General features: G+C 46.3%; 18 protein-coding genes. 15 read left to right on the top strand and 3 right to left on the bottom strand.

The window, feature by feature from the left end; all coding sequences use genetic code 11:
* Positions 1–19 precede the first annotated feature (19 nt).
* The 8 genes from aspS to crcB (T3H97_RS19395) all read left to right on the top strand — a co-directional run bounded on the left by aspS (position 20) and on the right by crcB (T3H97_RS19395) (position 11,036).
* A complete protein-coding gene (aspS, locus tag T3H97_RS19430; RefSeq protein ID WP_328800619.1) occupies positions 20–1,798 on the top strand; it encodes an aspartate--tRNA ligase in 1,779 nt (592 codons plus the stop codon).
* A gap of 152 nt (positions 1,799–1,950) precedes the next feature.
* Complete coding sequence (locus T3H97_RS19425; protein ID WP_328800618.1) at positions 1,951–2,700, top strand: tRNA threonylcarbamoyladenosine dehydratase; 750 nt, start codon at positions 1,951–1,953, stop codon at positions 2,698–2,700.
* A gap of 174 nt (positions 2,701–2,874) precedes the next feature.
* On the top strand, positions 2,875–4,173 hold the full coding sequence (locus tag T3H97_RS19420; protein WP_061829368.1) for an NCS2 family permease: 1,299 nt from the start codon (positions 2,875–2,877) through the stop codon (positions 4,171–4,173).
* A gap of 97 nt (positions 4,174–4,270) precedes the next feature.
* Positions 4,271–6,088: an ABC transporter ATP-binding protein gene (locus T3H97_RS19415; protein ID WP_328800616.1), complete on the top strand. Its 1,818-nt coding sequence runs from the start codon at positions 4,271–4,273 to the stop codon at positions 6,086–6,088.
* 294 nt (positions 6,089–6,382) lie between these two features.
* The gene (locus T3H97_RS19410; protein WP_328800615.1) at positions 6,383–8,524 is read left to right on the top strand and encodes a HelD family protein; all 2,142 of its coding nucleotides are present in this window, start codon (positions 6,383–6,385) and stop codon (positions 8,522–8,524) included.
* Between the two features lie 359 nt (positions 8,525–8,883).
* Entirely contained in the window at positions 8,884–10,194 is a 1,311-nt protein-coding gene (locus T3H97_RS19405) for a replication-associated recombination protein A (protein WP_328800614.1), read from the top strand.
* A gap of 87 nt (positions 10,195–10,281) precedes the next feature.
* Entirely contained in the window at positions 10,282–10,683 is a 402-nt protein-coding gene (gene crcB, locus T3H97_RS19400) for a fluoride efflux transporter CrcB (RefSeq protein WP_328800613.1), read from the top strand.
* The gene (crcB, locus tag T3H97_RS19395) at positions 10,680–11,036 is read left to right on the top strand and encodes a fluoride efflux transporter CrcB (RefSeq protein ID WP_328800612.1); all 357 of its coding nucleotides are present in this window, start codon (positions 10,680–10,682) and stop codon (positions 11,034–11,036) included. The genes crcB (T3H97_RS19400) and crcB (T3H97_RS19395) overlap by 4 nt, the downstream gene beginning before the upstream one ends.
* 114 nt (positions 11,037–11,150) lie before the next feature.
* On the opposite strand, the gene T3H97_RS19390 is transcribed toward crcB (T3H97_RS19395), so the two are convergent.
* On the bottom strand, positions 11,151–11,981 hold the full coding sequence (locus T3H97_RS19390; protein ID WP_328800611.1) for a PPK2 family polyphosphate kinase: 831 nt from the start codon (positions 11,979–11,981) through the stop codon (positions 11,151–11,153).
* A gap of 462 nt (positions 11,982–12,443) precedes the next feature.
* Here T3H97_RS19390 and T3H97_RS19385 point away from each other — a divergent pair, with 462 nt between their 5' ends.
* Entirely contained in the window at positions 12,444–12,707 is a 264-nt protein-coding gene (locus T3H97_RS19385; protein WP_328800610.1) for a hypothetical protein, read from the top strand.
* A gap of 14 nt (positions 12,708–12,721) precedes the next feature.
* Positions 12,722–13,072, top strand: coding sequence for a hypothetical protein (locus T3H97_RS19380; RefSeq protein WP_013311534.1), 351 nt, complete (start codon positions 12,722–12,724; stop codon positions 13,070–13,072).
* Positions 13,073–13,221: 149 nt separating this feature from the next.
* On the opposite strand, the gene mnmA is transcribed toward T3H97_RS19380, so the two are convergent.
* Positions 13,222–14,349, bottom strand: a complete 1,128-nt coding sequence (gene mnmA / locus T3H97_RS19375) for a tRNA 2-thiouridine(34) synthase MnmA (RefSeq protein ID WP_061829363.1) — start codon at positions 14,347–14,349, stop codon at positions 13,222–13,224.
* Between the two features lie 299 nt (positions 14,350–14,648).
* On the opposite strand from mnmA, the gene cymR reads away from it, so the two are divergent.
* The 4 genes from cymR to T3H97_RS19355 all read left to right on the top strand — a co-directional run bounded on the left by cymR (position 14,649) and on the right by T3H97_RS19355 (position 17,111).
* Complete coding sequence (cymR, locus tag T3H97_RS19370; protein WP_013311532.1) at positions 14,649–15,068, top strand: cysteine metabolism transcriptional regulator CymR; 420 nt, start codon at positions 14,649–14,651, stop codon at positions 15,066–15,068.
* 11 nt (positions 15,069–15,079) lie between these two features.
* Positions 15,080–16,231: a cysteine desulfurase family protein gene (locus tag T3H97_RS19365; protein ID WP_328800608.1), complete on the top strand. Its 1,152-nt coding sequence runs from the start codon at positions 15,080–15,082 to the stop codon at positions 16,229–16,231.
* Between the two features lie 135 nt (positions 16,232–16,366).
* Positions 16,367–16,888 carry a PRC-barrel domain-containing protein gene (locus tag T3H97_RS19360; protein ID WP_069290192.1) on the top strand — a complete coding sequence of 174 codons (522 nt, stop codon included), beginning with the start codon at positions 16,367–16,369 and terminating at the stop codon, positions 16,886–16,888.
* A 10-nt stretch (positions 16,889–16,898) separates the two neighbouring features.
* The gene (locus tag T3H97_RS19355) at positions 16,899–17,111 is read left to right on the top strand and encodes a hypothetical protein (protein WP_013311529.1); all 213 of its coding nucleotides are present in this window, start codon (positions 16,899–16,901) and stop codon (positions 17,109–17,111) included.
* A gap of 167 nt (positions 17,112–17,278) precedes the next feature.
* Here the strand turns inward: T3H97_RS19355 and T3H97_RS19350 are convergent, their stop codons facing one another.
* Positions 17,279–19,252, bottom strand: coding sequence for a methyl-accepting chemotaxis protein (locus T3H97_RS19350; RefSeq protein WP_328800607.1), 1,974 nt, complete (start codon positions 19,250–19,252; stop codon positions 17,279–17,281).
* Between the two features lie 225 nt (positions 19,253–19,477).
* Here T3H97_RS19350 and T3H97_RS19345 point away from each other — a divergent pair, with 225 nt between their 5' ends.
* A complete protein-coding gene (locus tag T3H97_RS19345) occupies positions 19,478–20,545 on the top strand; it encodes an AI-2E family transporter (RefSeq protein WP_328800606.1) in 1,068 nt (355 codons plus the stop codon).
* Positions 20,546–20,583: the final 38 nt, after the last annotated feature.

Here is a 20,583-nt window from a genome sequence, read left to right as displayed (position 1 = left end):
ATAAACAGGAGTGTGTATTATGAAAAGGAGTCATCAATGCGGCGCATTGACTCATGCGCATATCGGAGAAACAGTTACATTGAACGGTTGGGTACAAACCCGTCGTGATTTGGGGGGCGTACTTTTTATAGACCTTCGTGATCGTAGCGGAATTGTACAAATCGTGTTTAATCCGGCATATTCCGGTGACGCACTGCAAATTGCGGATCGTGTTCGTAGTGAATATGTGCTTGAGGTTACTGGTACTATTGTTAAGCGTGATGCAGAAACGATTAATCCGAACCTGCCTACAGGTGAAATTGAGGTACGCGTCACTGAAATCGAAGTATTGAATGCATCTAAAACACCTCCGTTCTTCATTGAAAATGGTGTAGAAGTGGACGAGTCTCTGCGTTTGAAATACCGTTATTTGGACCTGCGTCGTCCGGAAATGTACCAGACGTTGAAACTGCGCTCCAAAGCAGCAAAAATATTCCGTGACTTCCTGGACGGAGAAGAGTTCGTCGAGGTGGAAACGCCAATTTTGACGAAAAGCTCCCCAGAGGGCGCACGTGATTATCTGGTACCTAGCCGGGTGCATGAAGGTGAGTTTTTCGCCTTGCCGCAATCGCCACAACTGTACAAGCAATTGCTGATGGTGGGTGGCCTGGAGCGCTATTACCAAATTGCACGTTGTTTCCGTGATGAAGACTTGCGTGCTGACCGCCAGCCTGAATTTACGCAGGTCGATATTGAGACCTCCTTTATGCAACAGGACGACTTGCTGCCAATGATGGAGCGCCTTATGGTGAAATTGTTCAAAGAAACCGTTGGGGTAGAACTGGAAACACCGTTCCAACGGATTACACATGCCGATGCAATGGACAAATACGGCTCGGACAAGCCGGACCTGCGTTTTGGTCTGGAGTTGATTAAAGTCAATGATATCGTGGCAACTAGTGGTGTAAAAGTGTTCGCTTCCGTAATTGAAAAGGGTGGCGAGGTAAAAGTCCTCAATGCCAAAGGATGTGGCACTTGGAGTCGTAAGGACATTGATGACCTGGGTCCTTATGCTGCACGTTATGGAGCTAAAGGCTTGGCTTGGATTCAAGTGAAGGAAGGCGAATTCAAGGGGCCTATCGTTAAATTCTTCACACCGGAAGAAATCGAAGCATTGAAGGAGCGCACAGGAGCCGAAGAAGGCGATCTGTTACTCTTCTCTGCCGATAATAAAAAGGTAGTTGCTGATGTATTGGGCGCGCTTCGTCTGAAAATTGGCCGTCATTTGGGACTGATCGACGATAACAAATTCAAATTTGCCTGGGTTGTAGACTTCCCGCTTCTCGGCTATGACGAAGAACAAAAACGTTATGTGGCGGAACACCATCCGTTCACCCGTCCGAAGGACGAAGACCTTGGCCTCTTGGATACCGATCCAGGTCAAGTTCGCGCTCAAGCCTATGATATCGTGCTGAACGGCTACGAAGTGGGTGGCGGATCGATGCGGATTTACAAACGTGATGTTCAGGAGAAAATGTTCAAAGCTCTCAACCTGGCGCCGGAAGAAGTTACTGATAAATTCGGCTATCTGTTGGATGCGTTCGAATATGGTACGCCTCCACATGGTGGCATTGCCTTCGGCTTTGACCGTCTTGTGATGTTGCTTGCAGGTCGTACAAACCTGCGTGAAACCATAGCATTCCCGAAAACAGCCAGTGCGACAGACCTGCTTATGGATGCACCAAGCGAAGTGGATCAAGCTCAATTGGAACAGCTTCACATCCGTCTTGCCCCGAAACCTGTTACTCCTAAAGCTTAAGATGAACGTTTGACTTTGCAAGTGCACCCAATGGCTTGTGGATAGATTATAGAGTGCCGTGAACCCGTTACCCTTTTATGGATAATGGGTTCGTGGTTTGTATGCTGGAGTTCAGGCATAGAGTTTAAATCAGTGAGGGAGGATATACCATATTGTTGCATCAATTTTCACGAACGGAACTGGCTATCGGAACTGAAGGTCTAGAGGTTATGAAAAATAGCACGGTGGCCGTGCTGGGTATCGGCGGTGTCGGTTCGATTGCAGTGGAAGCACTGGCGCGCACGGGTGTTGGACGTATCATTTTGATTGATAAAGATGTTGTAGATATCACCAATATTAACCGCCAGATTCATGCGTTGACGACGACGGTAGGTCAAAAAAAGGCTGATCTAATGGTAGAGCGTGTGAAGCTGATTAATCCTGAATGTGAAGCGATTGCACTGAACATGTTTTATACGGAAGAAACATATGAGGAGCTGTTCAAGTACGAACTAGATTATGTGCTGGATGCTTCGGATACGATTATTTACAAAATTCATTTGATTAAGGAATGCCTAAAACGGGGGATTCCACTGATCTCCAGTATGGGCGCTGCGAATAAAATGGATCCAAGTCGTTTTCAAGTAGCGGATATTTCCCAGACGAAAATGGACCCGATTGCCCGTGTCATCCGCACTAAGTTGCGCAAGGAAGGTATTACCAAAGGCGTCAAAGTTGTGTTCTCCGATGAGGAACCCATGAAGCCGCGTGAAGAAATTACAAAAAAAATTGTACCTGCAAACGCGCCTGAAATCCGGAAGGCGAAGCAGCCGCCTGCAAGCAATGCATTTGTACCTCCGGTAGCAGGACTGATCATGGTTAGTGTAGCCGTGAAGGATTTGTTAGAACACGCTGGTGTGTAAGTTGCAAAAATAGCATGGCAGTGCATTCGTAGATTTACAGCAGTATATATTCACTTTAAGACCTGTAGTTCTGTGCATCACATCCTTTGTGTCACAGTTGCTACAGCTCTTTTTTGTTTTGAAAAAGCGCAGCTTACTGCAAACAGATTGAACAACTTGCTGGAGGGTTTTGGTATGAAGGATGGACTGTGGTCCAGAAGTCTCGGTTTCAAGCCCGAGCATCATTGGAAAAAAGAATTAGCCGCTGGGGCCATTTCTTATTTTTCCGTTGTATACATTGTTATGGTTAATGCAACTATTTTGGCAGATGCCGGGATTCCCCTCCAAGGGGCGATGCTCGGGACGCTTCTGACATCGATGATCGGCTGCCTGCTTATGGCTTTTGGTGGGAAATCTCCAATGGTCGTTGTACCAGGGATGGGGATTAATGCCTTTTTCACTTATACGCTTGTACATTCTATGAAGCTGAGCTGGCAGGAAGCGCTGATGGTGGTTGCCGTCACAGGGATTTTGTTCGCCATTGTGGCTTTTACATCATTGTACAAGCTGATTAGCCAAGCGATTCCCCATAATTTGCAGCACGGAATTACGGTGGGCATTGGTTTGTTTTTAACCTTTATCGGCTTGCAAAAAAGCGGCATCGTGATTGCTCATCAGACGACTTTTGTGGCTATTGGCCATTTTAATGATCCCAAGGTAATTACGGCTTGTGTAACGTTGCTGCTCGCTATTGTATTGTTTGTGCGTAACGTTCAGGGAGGTTTACTAATTAGCATTTTGGCGGGAACTGGGCTTGCGTATATACTGGGAGCTGTAGAGCCTACAAGCACGGTACGAACCTCTGAAACGGTGCGACAGTACGGGCAATTGTTTGGAGAGCTTTCCTTTTCAGGCATTGTCTCGGTAGCTTTCTGGATCGCTGTCTTTTTGCTACTACTCATTGTGCTATTCGAGAATATTGGTATGATTACTGCACAAACCAACATGATTGGAAGACCGGATTTATTTAAAAACAGCTTGCGTGTGTTGGCTGTAACCAATATCTTTGCCGGTATTTTGGGCAGCAGTCCGGCGGTAGCTGCTGCGGAATCGACGGCTGGCATTGCAGCGGGGGGACGCTCGGGAATGACACCGCTGGTAACTGCTATTTTATTCGGAGCGACGTTTTTCTTTATTCCTCTGTTGGCTTATATTCCTGACAGTGCCATTGCGCCCGTGTTGATCATCATTGGGGGTCTAATGGTGCAAAATGTGCGAGAGATGGATTTCAGTGATTTTACTGAAGCGTTTCCTGCATTTCTGATCATGGTGATGATGCCCTTTACCTACAGTATTGTAGACGGGATGGCCTTTGGTTTTATTGCATACCCCGTAGCCAAGCTGGCAGCAGGACGGGGCAAGGAAGTGCCTGTCGCATTATATATCATTTCTGTACTATTTGTGGCTAACTTTGTGCTTCATTCTCTGGTGTAGTAAACTCGAAGATAGATTGTACTGTTCATACCCGCGCAGAGCGCGGGTGTTGTTGTTTGAACAAGAATGGTCAGACAGGAAGCGAGGTTGATGGCATATGGAAAAAGAACATCATATACACCAAGATGAGCAGGAGGACCAGATGAAGGAAAAGCCGGGTAAAAGACCGGATAAGGCTGGCATGGGGCGGTTTATCAAATTGATTGCGAGTGCGCATCCGCCCAAGGCTATTCTGATCATCGCCCTGATTCTGACGCTGATTCAGACCATGGCTGGTTTAATCGTACCCATGATGACCAAAGGGTTGATTGATGGCTTGACCTTTTCTTCACTAAACCGTATGGTCATTGTTGGTCTGCTTGGCGCTTTTGTGCTTCAAGCGGTGGCTTCGGCGGTTTCTATTTATATGTTGAACTACGCAGGGCATAAGATTGTGGCTAATTTGCGCAAACGCTTATGGCATAAAATCTTATCTCTACCTATCCCTTACTTTGATCGGAATCGGTCAGGAGATACGATGAGTCGCGTCACCAATGACACAAGCCTGATTATGAACTTAATTACAGAGTATCTAGTCAATCTGATTTCTAATGTGATCGCAATTATTGGTGGTATTGCATTGTTATTTTATCTGGATTGGGTGATGACACTCATTATTATGGCCATTGTTCCGCTAACAGCCCTGATTTTATTTCCGGTGGGCAGAAAAATGTACCGCATCTCCAAAAAACAGCAGGATGAGATGGCAGATCTAACCTCAGTGTTGAGTCAGGTTATCGGCGAAATCAGACTGGTGAAGGCTTATGGAACCGAAAGCAGAGAAGCACAGGCCGGGGAGGATCGTATTTACCGGATGTTCCGCTTTGGTCTGCAAGAGTCACGTATCTTGGCCCTTGTAGGTCCCATTTCTACCTTCTTGTTGACTGCAGTGCTGGTCATTATATTGGGTGTTGGTGGTGTTCGTGTCGCATCGGGTGTGCTGACCGCTGGGGATTTGGTGGCTTTTATTTTGCTGCTGTTTCAGGTGATCACACCGATGGCACAATTCACGACCCTGTATTCACGTCTACAAAAGGTGGTTGGGGCTACTGAACGGATTCAGACGATTTTAGATCATGAAGAGGAACCGCTCGAGTTGAAGCAGGAAGCGGCAAAAGAGAGCAGAGATATTATACTTCGTGATGTTGCCTTTTCTTATACCGAAGGTGAAGAGGTCCTTCATAATGCGAACTTGGTCATTCCGGCTAACCAGACGACAGCATTCGTGGGTCCTAGCGGGAGTGGGAAGTCCACCTTGTTTTCATTATTGGAACGCTTTTATGTGCCAGATACAGGGGAAATTCGTTATGGAGACGAACCGATATCGTCATATACACTTTCCTCCTGGCGCTCCAAAATTGGTTATGTATCGCAGGAAAGCTCAATGATGACCGGAACGGTCAGAGATAACATTACATATGGCTTGGGGCGCGAAGCTGACTTGGAAGAAGTGAGACGAGCAGCCACGATGGCGTATGCGGATACATTTATTATGGATCTACCTCAAGGCTACAATACTGAGGTGGGAGAACGGGGAATGAAGCTGTCCGGAGGGCAGCGTCAACGGATCGCTATTGCGCGTGCGCTTCTTCGTAGCCCTGACATTCTCATGCTGGATGAGGCTACATCTAGTTTGGACAGCTCATCTGAGCATGAGGTACAGAAGGCCCTAGCGAACTTGATGGAAGGACGCACGACAATTGTCATTGCTCATCGTTTGTCTACGGTGGTTCACTCCGATCAGATTATTGTGTTGGACAAGGGCAAGGTGACCGGTGCAGGAACTCATACTGAGTTATTAGAGTCACATCAGGTGTACCGTGAGCTGGCTCAAAAGCAGTTTGTGGAGATGGGGGAGAGAAGTATGGAGTATTAGTGGCCGCTTCGCGTGTGATTTGATCCTCCGATCGCTGTTGCCTCTGAATTCCTCTTATTGTGATGAGGACAGGGGGAATCCAGAGGCAAATGCTCCGCTTCTTCGGATTCAAATCACCCGCTCCACTGGTGCCGCAAAGCTTCATACTTTTGTGAAAGAGTAGGGAAATAGGCGTATTAGGAAATAGGGTTGGATTTTTATGGTTAAATGTGTTACGCTTACTTTCCTTTTTGTGTCGGAGCAAGTGAATGCGATGCAGAAATCGAGACTTGATATTCTTAGGAGGTAACTGAAATGGAGAATGAGTTTCAAAGTGCCTATCAAGAAGAACAGCACAGGCTGTCGCTTGCTATGGAGGAAATTGATCGGAGATTGGAACGGCTTCGCAATACGCCGGTGTACACCGGGCATGATTTTACGGAGCAAGTGCTAGAATCGGCTCGGGAGGAAAAACGTCAGGCTTTGGCCAAAAGCTCGCAGGAGCCTTATTTTGGTCGTATGGATTTTGACGAACGTGGCAGAGGGCAGCGGAAGCCACTATATATCGGTAAAATTGGAGTGGAGCGTGAAGAAACGTCGGCATATCCACTGGTTATTGATTGGCGTGCTCCAATTGCCAGCTTGTTTTATTCGTTTACAGGTGGTGAAGAAACCGCATCCTACGAAGCTCCCGAGGGAACCATTGAGGGCTTGGTCTATCTGAAGCGCAACGTTGTCATTCGGAAAAAAATCTTGGAACGGGTAGCCGATACGTATAATCGTGAAAGCGACGAGCCTGCTGTTTCCGATGAGTTTCTCGTTTATCGTTTGGGAGAAAACAAGGATAACCGTTTACGGGATATCGTATCTACCATTCAGGCGGAGCAGGATCAGATCATCCGCGCGGCAAAAAATACAGCCCTCGTTATTCAGGGGGTAGCGGGTAGTGGCAAGACGACGGTAGCGCTGCATCGTCTCGCATTTTTGCTGTATCAATACAAGGATCAGGTATCGGCGGACAAAATGGTGATTTTCGCACCAAACCATATGTTTCTCGACTATATTTCAGATGTACTTCCAGAGCTGGGGGTCGGGAATATTCAGCAAAGTACATTTGCAGACTGGGCATTGGATTTGTTGGGTTTGGATTTACCTTTGGCTGATCCTGCCGAAACGTTATCTTATTGGTTTGAGAGTGGCAGTCTGAGAAAGGAATCCATGGATGAGGCGCCGGGGAGATTCAAGGGTTCGGTTCATTTTATGGAGTTGCTTCAAGCTTTTGTTGAACGACTGGAGCCCATCTCCGTGCCCGAGGGGGATTTTTCACCATGGGATGGAGCGGTACTGCCACAAGCTGAGATTCTGAATTGGTTCAATGAGGAATATAAGCCTTATCCGCTCGCGAAGCGGAAGGAGCGTGTGCTGGCAAGAGTGCACCGCTGGATTGAAATGGAGCTGAAAAAGTCGCCTTCAGCGGCAGCGCTCAAGGAACGCAAGAAAAAGGCAGGGGCACGGGAAAAGGCATATGCTAAAAAATGGCCACAATACGATGCACTGACGCTCTACAAGCAGCTTTTTCAGACAGCTAAAGGGTTACCCGCAGATACGGCTGCGGAGATGAAGGCTTCTCTGCCGACTGCTATTTTTAAGGCCACACAGTCGGATCTGCGAAAACAGATTATCCGTGAAGAAGATCTAACTGCGTTAGTGTATCTCCACGTGCTGATTCATGAGGTAGAGTCATCTCAACGTTTTGACCATGTGGTCATTGATGAAGCACAGGATTTTTCACCTTTTCATATCGCATTGCTGGATTTGTTCGTGAAAGGGCATTCCTTTACGATACTGGGCGATTTATCGCAGGGCATTCATGAATACCGTGGCGTACATGCGTGGGAGGAAATGAGTTCTCTTTTTGCGCCGGAACATACAGGGTATTTTGCACTTACGCGGAGCTATAGATCAACCTTGGAAATTATAGAATTTGCAAACACGATTTTGGAGCAGGGAGTTCGCGGCGGTATTACGGCAGTTCCGGTATTTCGTAGTGGCGATCCGGTGCGTACGATGTCTTACGACTCATCGGTGCGTGAGCAGAGTTTGCTCACCGCTCTAAAAGAGCTGTCCTCCAAGGAGTATCGTACTGTTTCTGTGCTGACCCGTACCTTAAAAGAGGCTGTGGAACTGCATGAGGTTTTCACAAGTGCGGGGTTAGATGTGAATTTGATTGACGGTGGTAAAAAGCAATATGAAGGCGGTTTGTCGGTACTGCCTGTGTATCTATCTAAAGGTCTGGAGTTCGATGCAGTTATTGTGGCGGATGCCGACCATGAGCATTATGGAGAACGGGCATGGGATGCCAAGTTGCTATATGTAGGATGTACCCGTGCGCTGCATGAGTTGTGGCTATTGCATGATGGCTCACTTCCTAGTTACGTACAGGCACAGACGGAGTAAGCAGAAAAAGCGTTGTAAAGCATCGCCTGAGTTGGTGTATTCCTTTTTGTTTACTGTTTATCTTAGTAAAGGACATTATGAAGTCATGCGAGCCGAAGAACAGCCACGAAATTCATCTTTCGTCTAAGGCTGTTCTTTCTTTTTTGTGGGCGGCTGACTTGTAAGTCTACAGTTATCCCGTGACCATGCTATCTGCAACTTGTTAACGAATATGATAGAATAAAAGGCGGTTTACACCGTATCAGGATTATAGATGACTTGAATTTTCAAGATTTTCAACCGTATGAGCGAACATAATATAGTATGTTTTCAAAGATAAAAGAAAGTGTTCGTTCATAAACCATAAGGAAGTGAATGAAATGGACTTATTTTCATATTCCCAAGACTCAACGCCAAGCAATCGGTTGCTTGCAGATCGCCTGCGTCCGACTTCGCTGGATGAATATATTGGACAGGAGCATGTTGTGGGTCCGGGCAAGCTGCTGCGAAGAGCTATAGAGGCAGATCAGGTCTCTTCTATTTTGTTGTACGGACCACCGGGGTGCGGCAAAACAACGCTGGCACATATCATCTCGCAACACACGCAAGGCGATTTTGTACGTCTGAATGCTGTAGAAGCATCTGTGAAAGACGTAAGAGAAGTCATTGACCGTGCACAGACGAATAAATCGATGTATGGCAAAAAAACCATTTTGTTTCTCGACGAGGTACATCGTTTTAACAGTTCGCGTCAGGATGCACTGCTGCCTGCGGTGGAAAAGGGCACGATCGTGTTTATTGGCGCCACGACTGAAAATCCCTTTCACTACGTCAACGGCGCTTTAATGAGCCGTTCTACGCTGTTCCAGCTTGAAGCGCTAACGCAGGAGCATTCGCTGGCTGCTATGCGCCGCGCCTTGAGCGATGCGGACAAAGGGCTCGGCTACATGCAGCTTCAGGTAGATGAAGCTGCACTGGATCACATCGCGTCCATGGCGAACGGTGATATCCGCCGCGCTTTGAACGCGCTGGAACTGGCGGCGCTCACGACGCCTCCGCTGGCAGACGGCACGATTCACGTGACACTGGAAGTCGCAGAGGAATCCATCCGTCGCCCGATTGTCAAAGCAGATGAGTCCACACAGTATGACGTGCTGTCGGCCTTTCACAAAAGCATTCGCGGCTCCAGCGACGCCGCGCTGTTCTGGTTCCTGTACGCCGTAGAAAAGCTCGGCATGGACCCAATGACCTTTATCCGCCGCCTCATCGCGGCGAGCAGCGAGGACATTGGCCTGGCGAACCCGCAGGCAATGGTGCAAGCGGTGAGTGCGCTTGAAGCCTATCGCAATAACGGCTGGCCCGAGGCCAAGCTGAACATTGCACAGGCCATTTTGTTCGCTGTGGAAAGCCCCAAATCGAATGCTGTATATACGGCGATTTCACGGGCCATGTCGGCTATGGACGATATCAAATCGGCCGAGGTGCCACTCCATTTGCGTGACGCACACTACAAAGGCTCGGAAAAGCTCGGTCATGTTGGCTATCAATATCCACATAATTATCCGAATCATTATGTGAAGCAGCAATATTTGCCCGATTCGATAGCAGACCAAACCTTCTATCAGGCTACTGAGCAGGGGAATGAGTCCAAAATCAGGCAAAACCAGCGCTGGCGGGATTCACAGACTTAATATATATATGCGACTTAATATACAGGGTGTGTATGAAATCGTCACGTTACACCATGATCGTGCAAGAGCGAAGAAGGGGATAAAAAGATGAAAGACGTGCTATTCGTTGCCGTGGGCGGAGCGCTTGGAACCTCTACCCGTTATGGCCTGCAATCGCTGCTGCCTGCGGCGGGTGCGGATTTTCCACTTGGTGTGCTGCTAATCAATTGGATCGGCTGCCTGTTTCTTGGTTGGTTCTTTACGGTAACCTTGCGATCATGGCGGATCAAGCCGCGATTTCGACTTGCCATCGGAACAGGCTTTACAGGGGGCTTTACCACCTTTTCCACTTTTGCAGTAGATGCTGTACGCCTCACGGTTCATGATCGAATGCTGACGGCTATGTTGTACCTGCTGCTTAGCGTAGGTGGAGGGCTGTTTTTGACATGGACAGGTATCCGCCTAGGTACAAAAATGACACAGGCTGCCCCCAAGGAGGAACGCTTATGATCTGGTGGGCGGCGGCAGGCGGGATCATGGGTACACTGGCGAGATACGGGCTTGGCATGTGGGCCGGAAAGAGGTTGGGTACCGTATTCCCGTGGGGGACGTGGATTATTAACATCAGCGGTTCATTGCTGCTAGGCTGGCTCTATGGCGAGTTTACGCAAAATCATCTGTCGCCTGCACTCTGGATGCTGCTAGGAACAGGTTTTTGTGGCAGCTACACCACCTTCTCTACATTCGGCTATGAATCTCTTCAACTGATGGAGCGTAAAGAATACCGACGCATGGCTACGTATGTACTGTCTTCTGTTGTGGTAGGAGTTGTAGCTGCGGCTATCGGGTACAGAGTCAGTTAAGCTTTATACATTTTCGAAATAATATGTAAAAATGCAATAAAAAGCTTCCAATCTCGACTCAAGGCATTCTCAGCCGTGATACGGTTTTGGAAGCTTAGTGCTGTACCTATACAGCTATTTTTTATCTCGTTCTTTGTACAATTCAGGTAAAAGGGATTCAAGTTCAGGTCTTGGATCAGGATCAGACAACTTCATTTCCTCCAGCGTTTGAACGGCAATCCGTAGCACAGTATAATCCCTATACCAACGGTTGTCTGAAGGAACGACATACCAAGGAGCTTGTTTGGTTGCGCTTAGCTCTAATACATCCTCATAATACTGGATATATTGCTTCCAAAATTTTCGCTCCTGCAAGTCACTTGGATCGAGTTTCCAGTTTTTATGAGGCTTTTCAATTCGGTCGATCAGCTTTTCTAACTGAAATTGCTTTGAAATATGTAAAAAGATTTTAACCACCTTTACACCATTATCCAGCAACAACTGTTCAAAATGCTTGATATGCTTAATATTCCGTTTGGCCTGCTTATCGGATATCTGTCCGTGAACACGTGTAATCAGCACATCCTCATAATAAGAACGGTTAAATGCTGCAATATATCCACGTCCTGGGGTAACGCTATGAGCACGCCACAAGAAATCATGACTTAATTCCTCAGCCGTAGGTGATTTAAAGCTGTGGACAGTCACCCCCGCAGGGTTAAGGTTGGAAAATACCTGTTTGATGACGCCATCTTTGCCGCTGCAATCCATACCCTGAAATACAAACAAAACGGATTGTTTTTTCTCTGTAAATAATTTGCTTTGTAATTCCGTGAAGCGTTCCTTCAATTGATCTGTTTCCTGTCGGATTTCTTCTTTATTTTTGATATTCTTCGTATCCTTGGGGTCCCATTCTTTCAAAGAAACTTTTTTACCCGGTGTCAGCATTCCTAATGAATCAGACATAAAGGCACGCTCCTTTTCAATTGAAGTATGATCTTGTCTACATCATATACCCAAATGAGGATGTTATCAAAAGTTTCTTATGTATGGTCTTTATTAGCGATTTTTCTACTGGTGATGCCTCTGGGCACGAAATTTTCTTCAGGTTCAACAATTAAAAAGTCAAGTTTTAAGTCTTTAGGCATCAGTAATTAAACCTAAGATTGGATTGGGCTGTTAATAAAATATGAGGTGAAATCTGAGGCTACTATTGAAGTTAAAGGGACTTCGATCGATTATCTGATACTATGTTAGGTAAGAATGATGCTGATCCATTTAGGGATATATATGGTCCCGGACGACTTTCTCATTCAGAAGAGTGGAGTACCATTATTAAGAATACGCAAGCAGCCATGAGTTGAAGTTAGGATTCTAGATAGAGACATTATGGCGTATGCACCCAAAGGATCAGGAAAGCCTGGGTAATTGAATATATATGAGGATGCTTCAATTAGTGCACTGCGGCATGAGTACCAACATTTTCTTGATAATAATGCTAAAGGATTTCCTAGTTTGGATGTAACATTTGAATTCAAAAATAGGATTATCATGGAACTAAGAGCCTATATGGTGGAGATAAAAGAAGCAGAGAGGATTGGAAATAAGGCACTTGCAGAACACCTTTGGAACAATTACAGGGATGAACGGCAGTATCTCTTAGAGAATTATGGGCCAGTTAAACTAGATTGATGGAAGATAATAAAATGAAGCTACTTACTTTATCAAAAGAAATACGAGAGGGAAAAATAGGTGACGATCAATTGGTGGAATGTTTGGATATCCAGCATAATCAGGTACAGTTGAATGCAATGAGTCAGATCGCTAAAAAGAAACTATGCAATGAGAAAATAATCGAAAAATTGAAACATATTAGCCAGTTCAGAGACCCTAAGGTAAATAAGCTTTTTGGTATTGATACGCTTGGACACTATAGTATTGCTGTGCTTCGAGTATTGAACACATCTGAATCTATAAAACAGTACGAGCTGTTAATGTCTGAACTCGACGATTTTGATAAAGGAATAGTTGAAAGAATTACAGAGGGAATAAGTTAATATTTATGCTAGAAGTCCATTTAAAGAGCAGATCATGAACTCTTTTCAATCCATTAAATAAAAACAACTTTCATAAAAAAGTCGTCCCTTCCCAATCTGGAGAGACGACTTTTTTATTTCCTGCTATATCAATGCAAAATGGTCATTTATTAAACTGTTTCAGGCTGAAGTTTTTCAACCTTATCAATGGTTCCGCCACCCAGACAGCGTTCTCCATCATAAAATACAACAGCTTGTCCAGGCGTAATGGCCTTCTGATGTACATCGAATATGACATGCACGGTTCCATCGGCAAGCCATTGTAAAGTTACTTGCTGATCAGGTTGGCGATAACGAAACTTGGCTGTACAACGGAATTCGCCGGACGGACGAGTATCTGCGCCTTCAATCCAGTTCACATCTGTTGCAATCAGGCTGGTAGAATACAGGCTGTGGTGACGATCACCTTGTACCACATACAGAATATTCTTCTCCAGATCCTTATCCGCTACGAACCACGGTTCGCCTGAACCTGAGCCGCCAATGCCCAAGCCTTGTCGTTGACCCAGTGTATAGTACATCAGACCATCGTGGCGTCCTTTGACTTCACCAGTAGCGATATCCACCATATCTCCACCTTTTGCAGGCAGATATCCACTCAGAAACTCCTTGAAATTGCGTTCGCCGATAAAACATACGCCCGTGCTGTCTTTCTTCTTGGCCGTATACAGTCCCGCAGCTTCCGCAATTTTACGCACTTCTGGCTTCGGCAGATGACCGATGGGAAACATGGCTCGGGACAACTGTGTTTGGCTTAACGCGTTCAGAAAATAAGTCTGATCCTTGTTGCTGTCCACGCCTCGCAGCAAAGTAAAGTGGCCGTCTTCTTCCACAACCCGTGCATAATGTCCAGTAGCAACATAATCTGCACCCAAATCCAGCGCTTTATTTAGAAACTCGCCGAATTTAATTTCACGGTTGCACATGACATCCGGATTGGGTGTGCGTCCAGCTTTATATTCATCAAGAAAATAGGAGAATACTTTATCGAAGTATTCTTTTTCAAAATTGACGGTATAGTAAGGAATGTCGATCTGTTCGCAGACACGGCGCACATCCTCCGCATCCTCCTCAGCCGTACAACGGCCAAATTCATCCGTGTCATCCCAGTTTTTCATGAAGATGCCGATTACGTCATAGCCCTGCTCCTTCAGCAGCAGCGCAGTAACGGATGAGTCGACGCCACCGGACATCCCGACGACGACACGGGTTTCATGATTGGCTTTAGCCATGGTCATCACCCAATTCTTTTCAATATAGTTGTAGAACCCACCTATTGTAACATAAACGATAATAAGATACGATGTTTGGACGATCCAACGACACGGCGAACGATGGAAGAAAGCTACATAAAACGGGCTAAAGCTGTTCCAAATCGCCCGAAAGCAACTTTTTTTAAGATTGTTACCGTAATGTTTCCCTTTACCTGCCCTAATATGTTAACATAAGCTGAGGGTTAGGATCGGAATAGAGAGGTTTACAACACCAGTTATTCCGCGTGTTTAACGGAATTGTTACTATAAGTGAGGTGGCACAATTGAAAATATCAACGAAGGGCCGTTACGGCCTGACCATTATGATGGAACTTGCAGCCAGGTTTGGCGAAGGTCCAACTTCTTTGAAAAGTATTGCCGAAAAAAATCAGCTGTCAGAGCATTATCTGGAACAGCTCATCGCGCCTTTGCGTAATGCAGGTTTGGTAAAAAGTATCCGTGGTGCTTACGGCGGTTACATTTTGGCGAATGAACCGGCAGGAGTAACAGCGGGAGACATCATTCGTGTACTGGAAGGTCCGATTTCTCCGGTCGATTTCACGGAAGAAGACGATCCGGCAAAACGTCAGCTGTGGCTGCGAATTCGTGACAGCATCGCTGAAGTGTTGGATTCTACTACACTTAAGGACTTGATCACATACCAAGAACATGATGAATTGGACAATTATATGTTCTATATTTGAGGTGGATTAACATGAACAGAATTTATCTGGATCATGCCGCATCGACTCCTATGCATCCTGAGGTTGCGCAGACTATGATGGACATCATGACCGGCCAATTTGGCAACGCTTCGAGCGTTCATGCCTTTGGTCGCGATGCCAAGCGCACCGTCAGCGCTGCTCGGGATGCCGTTGCGGCCTCTTTGGGCTGTAAGCCTGAAGAAATTATATTTACGAGCGGAGGGACAGAAAGCGATAATCTGGCCCTGTTTGGGACGGCTACGGCAGACGGCCGTACTTCCGGGCATATGATTACAACCGCGGTTGAACATCACGCAGTGCTTCATGCTTGTGATGAGCTGGAAAAAGCGGGGTATGAGGTGACTTATGTCCCGGTCAACGGTTTTGGACGCGTGAACCCTGCGGATATCGAGGCTGCCATTCGACCGGACACTTTTTTGATCAGCATGATGTATGCCAACAATGAGGTGGGCGTCATTCAGCCGATCTCAGAAGTAGGGCAGATTGCGAGAGAACATGGCATTGTATTCCATGTAGACGCGGTTCAAGCTTTCGGTCATATATCCATCGACTGCCGGAATCTCCCGATTGACTTACTGAGTGTGTCGGGTCATAAGATTAACGGACCGCAAGGGGTGGGTGCATTATATATCCGTCCGGGTACACGCATTCAGCCGCTAATGCATGGGGGACTTCAGGAGAAGAAACGCCGCGCCGGAACAGAAAACATCGCTGGTATTGCGGGTCTGGCTAAAGCTGCGACTCTTGCTAATGCTTCCATTGAGGAGCGTGGTGCGCACGATACGGTTCTTCGTCAGACGTTGCTTAAAGGGTTGGAAGATACTCTGGGCAGCCAAAATTTTGTAATTAACGGTGATCCTGATCATTCTTTACCTAATGTCCTCAATGTTAGCTTTCCGGCCATTGGTACAGAGACCATGCTGATGAACCTTGACATGGAAGGAATCGCAGCAGCAAGCGGATCAGCCTGCACTTCCGGATCTCTAGAGCTATCGCATGTATTGCAAGCGATGGATCTTCCTGAAGATGTTTTACATTCAGCGATTCGGTTTAGCTTCGGTTTGGGTAATACTACGGAAGAAATGGAATACACGGCCAAGAAAATTGAAACCATATGGAAGCGGCTGCGTACTAGGTACTAGGGATTTCTCCGCATTTTAATAAGAAGGGAGGGGCGGTTTTCCATTTCATTGCATGAACGGAAGCAAGGTCTGACAGGCATGTAGGAAAAGGACCGCACCTTCGTTCGGATTGCAGAATGAGGAGGTACCCTATATATGAAGCTTCAAGATATGATCGGACTTGCCGTTTTCGATGTGGAGAACGGGAAGCAGATTGGCAAAATACATGACTTTATGGTGACAGCTGATTGGCGAATCACAGGGATCGAGTTGGAAGGAAAAGGGCTTTTTTCTTCTCACGTGAAAATGGTTGCTTGGGATGACATCGTTGCTTACGGTGAGGATGCGATCATGATTCGCAATCAGCAGGCTGTCCGTAAAACGGAGGCCCATGATATACAACATACGTACTTGCTTGGACCCGGTAAACTGAAGGATCTATCCGTGCTAACAGAGGAAGGGCTTATGCTCGGGCACATCTCGGATGTTTATTTTGACCAGGAAATGGGCAATAACATAATAGGCTTGGAAATCAGCGATGGTTTTGTATCGGATATTATAGAAGGGCGGAAATGGCTGCCCTGCACCGAAGATATGTCCATCGGGGAAAATGCTGTTATGGTTCCCCCGTTAAGCGAGCAGCGTCTGGAAAAAGCCATATATTCTGTTAATGGATAGGGTGAGTTTATTGAGATGTCCGAATTGTAATTCCAAAGATATCGGCAAAATCGGCTCCCATCAATTTTATTGCTGGGGATGCTTTATCGAACTTCAGGTGAATGGTGAAAAAATGTCTGTCTACCAAGTGGAAGAGGATGGAACGCTCAGTTCGCTGGACGACCTATTCTTTGGAGATGAGATGGCACAACAGGACTTGCCGCAAATTCACGCTTCTTCCTAAGCTGGACACCGAAAGTGGACAGGCTTCTTACTAAGAGGTGTAGTCTACATACGGCTTAGTAGGTTGGATAACGCTTGATAAAAAACAACGAAGAGGGTGCCCCGAACGGCCATATGGCCGTTCGGGGCACCCTCTTTTGTATACCATATTTATGAAGATGGTTAGTCTTACAATTTAAAGCGTTTGACCTCTTCCAATAGAAGATCAGCGTGAGAATCGAGTTTGGCAGAAAGGTCGGCAATATTGTTCATGGCATGACCTTGTTCTTGTACAGAAGAAGCCACTTCCTCTGTAGATGCTGCACTTTGTTCAGAAACAGCGACAACGCTGGAAATGACATCGGAAATATGTCCAGCATTCACACGGAGATGATCTGCAGCGGCGGTAACGTCCTCAATTTGGGCAAGCATATGCTGAGAAGCCCCACGAATGGATTCAAAAGCCTGTCTCGTTGCAATGGCAGCATGCTCCTGTTCTACAGTTACAGCAAGAGCCTTCTTCATTTCCTCTGCGCTTTGTACTCCTGCAATTTTAATTTCTTCCAGCTTACTCATGATACTGTCACTGGAACTGCCCGCTTGCTCAGCCAGCTTTCTTACTTCTCCCGCGACGACGGCAAAACCTCGTCCGTGTTCCCCGGCCCGTGCTGCTTCGATGGATGCATTAAGGGCCAGCAGGTTTGTTTGTGCGGCGATATCGTGAATGGCCCCGGCCAGCCGCTCAATATCCTGAGTTTTCAGCGCGAGCGAATCTACGGCTTCTCCTGCCGCAGTCGTCGTTTGTCTGGACTCGGCGGCCAGTTTCGCTTGACGTTCTGCTGTTTCATACCCTGCAAGCACAGCAGAATCTGTTTCGAATACGGCAGTTTGGGTCCGTTTGACACTTTCGCCAATCTGGTCGATGGAGCCTGTCATGTGAGTCAGCTTCTCGGAGCCGGAATATACAGCCTCAGCTTGATCGCTCGCTCCTTGGGCAAGCTCCTGAACTGCGCTGGAGATTTGTGACGCAATGGTTCCAGTATCCTTAGCATGCTGATGCATATCATGGGAAGCTGAGCTGACATCGCCCGCAGTATCTGATACCTTGCGCAGCAGGTGAGAGAGATTATCAGACATGATATTAAAATCTGTCCCCAGGCTGGCAATTTCATCTTTACCCTTAATATCCACACGAGCGGTCATATCCCCCTCAGCTATACGTTTGACATTCGCTTGGAGTCTGTGAATCGGCTTAATAAAGTTGTTTGCCGCCCAGATTGCTAGCAGCATAGCGACGACCAAGATGATAGCAACCGTAATAATCAACGTATTACGAGTGGAGTAATACTCCTGAAAAGCAATATCTTTGGAAATAGACAACCCTACAATCCAGCCTGTGCTAGGCATCTTTTTAAAATAAAGCTGACGTTCACTACCATTGTAGCTATAGTCTGTTTTTCCCGAAGCTGTGCTCAGTAAGGCCGCGGTTGATGAACCCAACTCGGGGTTGTCCTTGAGATCTTTACCAGCCAGTTTGTTGTCTGGGTGCGCGATCACGGCTCCATTTTGGTCAATCAAAAATGCGTAGCCTAATCCGTTCAGATCTATGCTTTTAATCATTTTTGTCATATCGTTGAGCATAATATCCTCGCTGACTACCCCGGTGATAGAGCCGTTGGAATTCTTGAGAGGTTTAGCAATGGAAATGGTGAAGTCATTGCTGCCTGCATCAGTGTAAGGTGAGGAATAATACATTTCTCCCTTGGTTTTGGCGTCCTTGTACCACGGACGAGCGCGAGGATCATAACCTGCTTCAAACCAGCCGGATCCATCCCAGTAAGATCCATCTTCAAAGCCCGCATAAATATTAGAAATATTTTGATCTTTATAGTTTTGAAAAGCTGCTTTTAGAGATACGGCTTTGGCATCTGATGAAATATCGCTGGATTCCAGGCTTGCAGTCAGTGTTTCAATAATTTTGGCGTTACCACCTATCCATCCGTCGAGCTGATGGACGGTTTCGGAGGCTTTGCTGTTCATAAGCTCTTGGATATCATGGTTGGCCTGATTTTTAACGCTTGTCATACTAATGACGGACAAAGGCCCCGCTGCAACGATAACAATGCAAGTGAAAAGGAGAATTAGTTTGATTTTTAAGTTCATGTAACGACCCCCCGGTGTTTCAGAAATGTGAAAGCTTAATATAGTGCTTTGTACTTATATCGTCAGATAGATTTGAATTTGTTAATCATTTTCAATGGTTTTCATTCTTTCTTCATAATCATTATTGAAAGTTTTTCCAAGTTAAGGCCTCAGAGTCAGGGGAAGGATTAAAGCAGAGGTACAGGCATATACTTAAAGGAGGCTAGTCCGGTAAGGAGGCACGAAATGGAGCAATTAACGAAAAGTAGACTGTTCCGATACGGAATATGGACGCTGCTGGGACTTGTCATTCTATATTTTATCTGGCTGCTGCGACCTTTGTTTTTTCATTTGTATGAATTTCTGAAAACAATCATTGCTCCGTTTGCGGTAGCGATGATCATCTCCTATGTACTTAATCCTGTTGTCAATATGCTGGGCGGTCGCAAGGTGCCTCGAAGCGTAGCTGTGCTGCTCATCTATGCTGTATTTTTGGCCAGTCTCGTTGTGATTCTGATGAACCTGATTCCGATGTTCATTGAACAACTGGATGAGCTGAATGAGCATCTGCCTGAGCTGACCATGCATGCACAGGGATTAATGACGAATATGGATAGCGGCATTTTGCCCCAAGGGGTGCGAACGGGTATGAATCAATGGTTTTTCCAACTAGAGAATCGGATGGCAACCGGAATTTCTACCTTTATGGATAACATCGGCGGGATGATCAACATGCTGTTCAATGTATTCATTGTACCGTTCCTCATTTTTTATATTTTGAAAGATTTTGATGTGTTCGAGCGGACGATTGTGTCTTACCTCCCGCGATCTCGTCGTAAGGCGATTGTAACGGTACTTAAGGAAATTGATCAGGCGCTTGGCAACTATGTCAGGGGACAGTTACTGGTATGCGTGATTATTGGAGTGCTGGCTTATCTCGGATATATGCTGATTGGCATGCCTTATGCGCTGTTGCTGGCAGGAGTGGTAGCGATTTTTAACATCGTTCCATATTTGGGGCCCTTTTTGGGAGCCGCTCCGGCAGTAATCATGGCTTCTACAATATCCTTCAAAATGGTGCTTTTTGTCGTGGTCGTTAACACTTGTATTCAAGTGTTGGAGAGCAATGTCATTTCTCCCCAGGTGGTAGGACGAACGCTGCATCTGCATCCGATAGCCATTATTTTCGCTCTGCTAGTGGGTGGTGAAATTGCGGGAATTACCGGCTTGATTTTAGCGGTTCCCGTGATGGCGGTATTAAAGGTAGGGCTTCAGCATTTTTTTGCTTATTACGTGAAGCGGAAAACGATCTGATTTTGTCCATACACCGTATGTATCTTGTCTGAAATCGC

It is taken from the genome of Paenibacillus sp. LX16, assembly GCF_036252815.1.
In the GTDB taxonomy this organism is placed as follows: Bacteria; Bacillota; Bacilli; order Paenibacillales; family Paenibacillaceae; genus Paenibacillus; species Paenibacillus polymyxa_B.
The sequence above is the reverse complement of the archived record's forward strand: the minus strand, read 5'-3'. Positions and strand labels throughout refer to the sequence as shown.

Coding starts and splice junctions, on each gene's coding strand:
- aspS (WP_328800619.1), top strand. CDS start 20: ATGAAAAGGAGTCATCAATGCGGCGCATTGACTCATGCGCATATCGGA.
- T3H97_RS19420 (WP_061829368.1), top strand. CDS start 2,875: ATGAAGGATGGACTGTGGTCCAGAAGTCTCGGTTTCAAGCCCGAGCAT.
- T3H97_RS19415 (WP_328800616.1), top strand. CDS start 4,271: ATGGAAAAAGAACATCATATACACCAAGATGAGCAGGAGGACCAGATG.
- T3H97_RS19410 (WP_328800615.1), top strand. CDS start 6,383: ATGGAGAATGAGTTTCAAAGTGCCTATCAAGAAGAACAGCACAGGCTG.
- T3H97_RS19405 (WP_328800614.1), top strand. CDS start 8,884: ATGGACTTATTTTCATATTCCCAAGACTCAACGCCAAGCAATCGGTTG.
- crcB (WP_328800613.1), top strand. CDS start 10,282: ATGAAAGACGTGCTATTCGTTGCCGTGGGCGGAGCGCTTGGAACCTCT.
- crcB (WP_328800612.1), top strand. CDS start 10,680: ATGATCTGGTGGGCGGCGGCAGGCGGGATCATGGGTACACTGGCGAGA.
- T3H97_RS19390 (WP_328800611.1), bottom strand. CDS start 11,981: ATGTCTGATTCATTAGGAATGCTGACACCGGGTAAAAAAGTTTCTTTG.
- T3H97_RS19380 (WP_013311534.1), top strand. CDS start 12,722: ATGAAGCTACTTACTTTATCAAAAGAAATACGAGAGGGAAAAATAGGT.
- mnmA (WP_061829363.1), bottom strand. CDS start 14,349: ATGACCATGGCTAAAGCCAATCATGAAACCCGTGTCGTCGTCGGGATG.
- T3H97_RS19365 (WP_328800608.1), top strand. CDS start 15,080: ATGAACAGAATTTATCTGGATCATGCCGCATCGACTCCTATGCATCCT.
- T3H97_RS19360 (WP_069290192.1), top strand. CDS start 16,367: ATGAAGCTTCAAGATATGATCGGACTTGCCGTTTTCGATGTGGAGAAC.
- T3H97_RS19350 (WP_328800607.1), bottom strand. CDS start 19,252: ATGAACTTAAAAATCAAACTAATTCTCCTTTTCACTTGCATTGTTATC.
- T3H97_RS19345 (WP_328800606.1), top strand. CDS start 19,478: ATGGAGCAATTAACGAAAAGTAGACTGTTCCGATACGGAATATGGACG.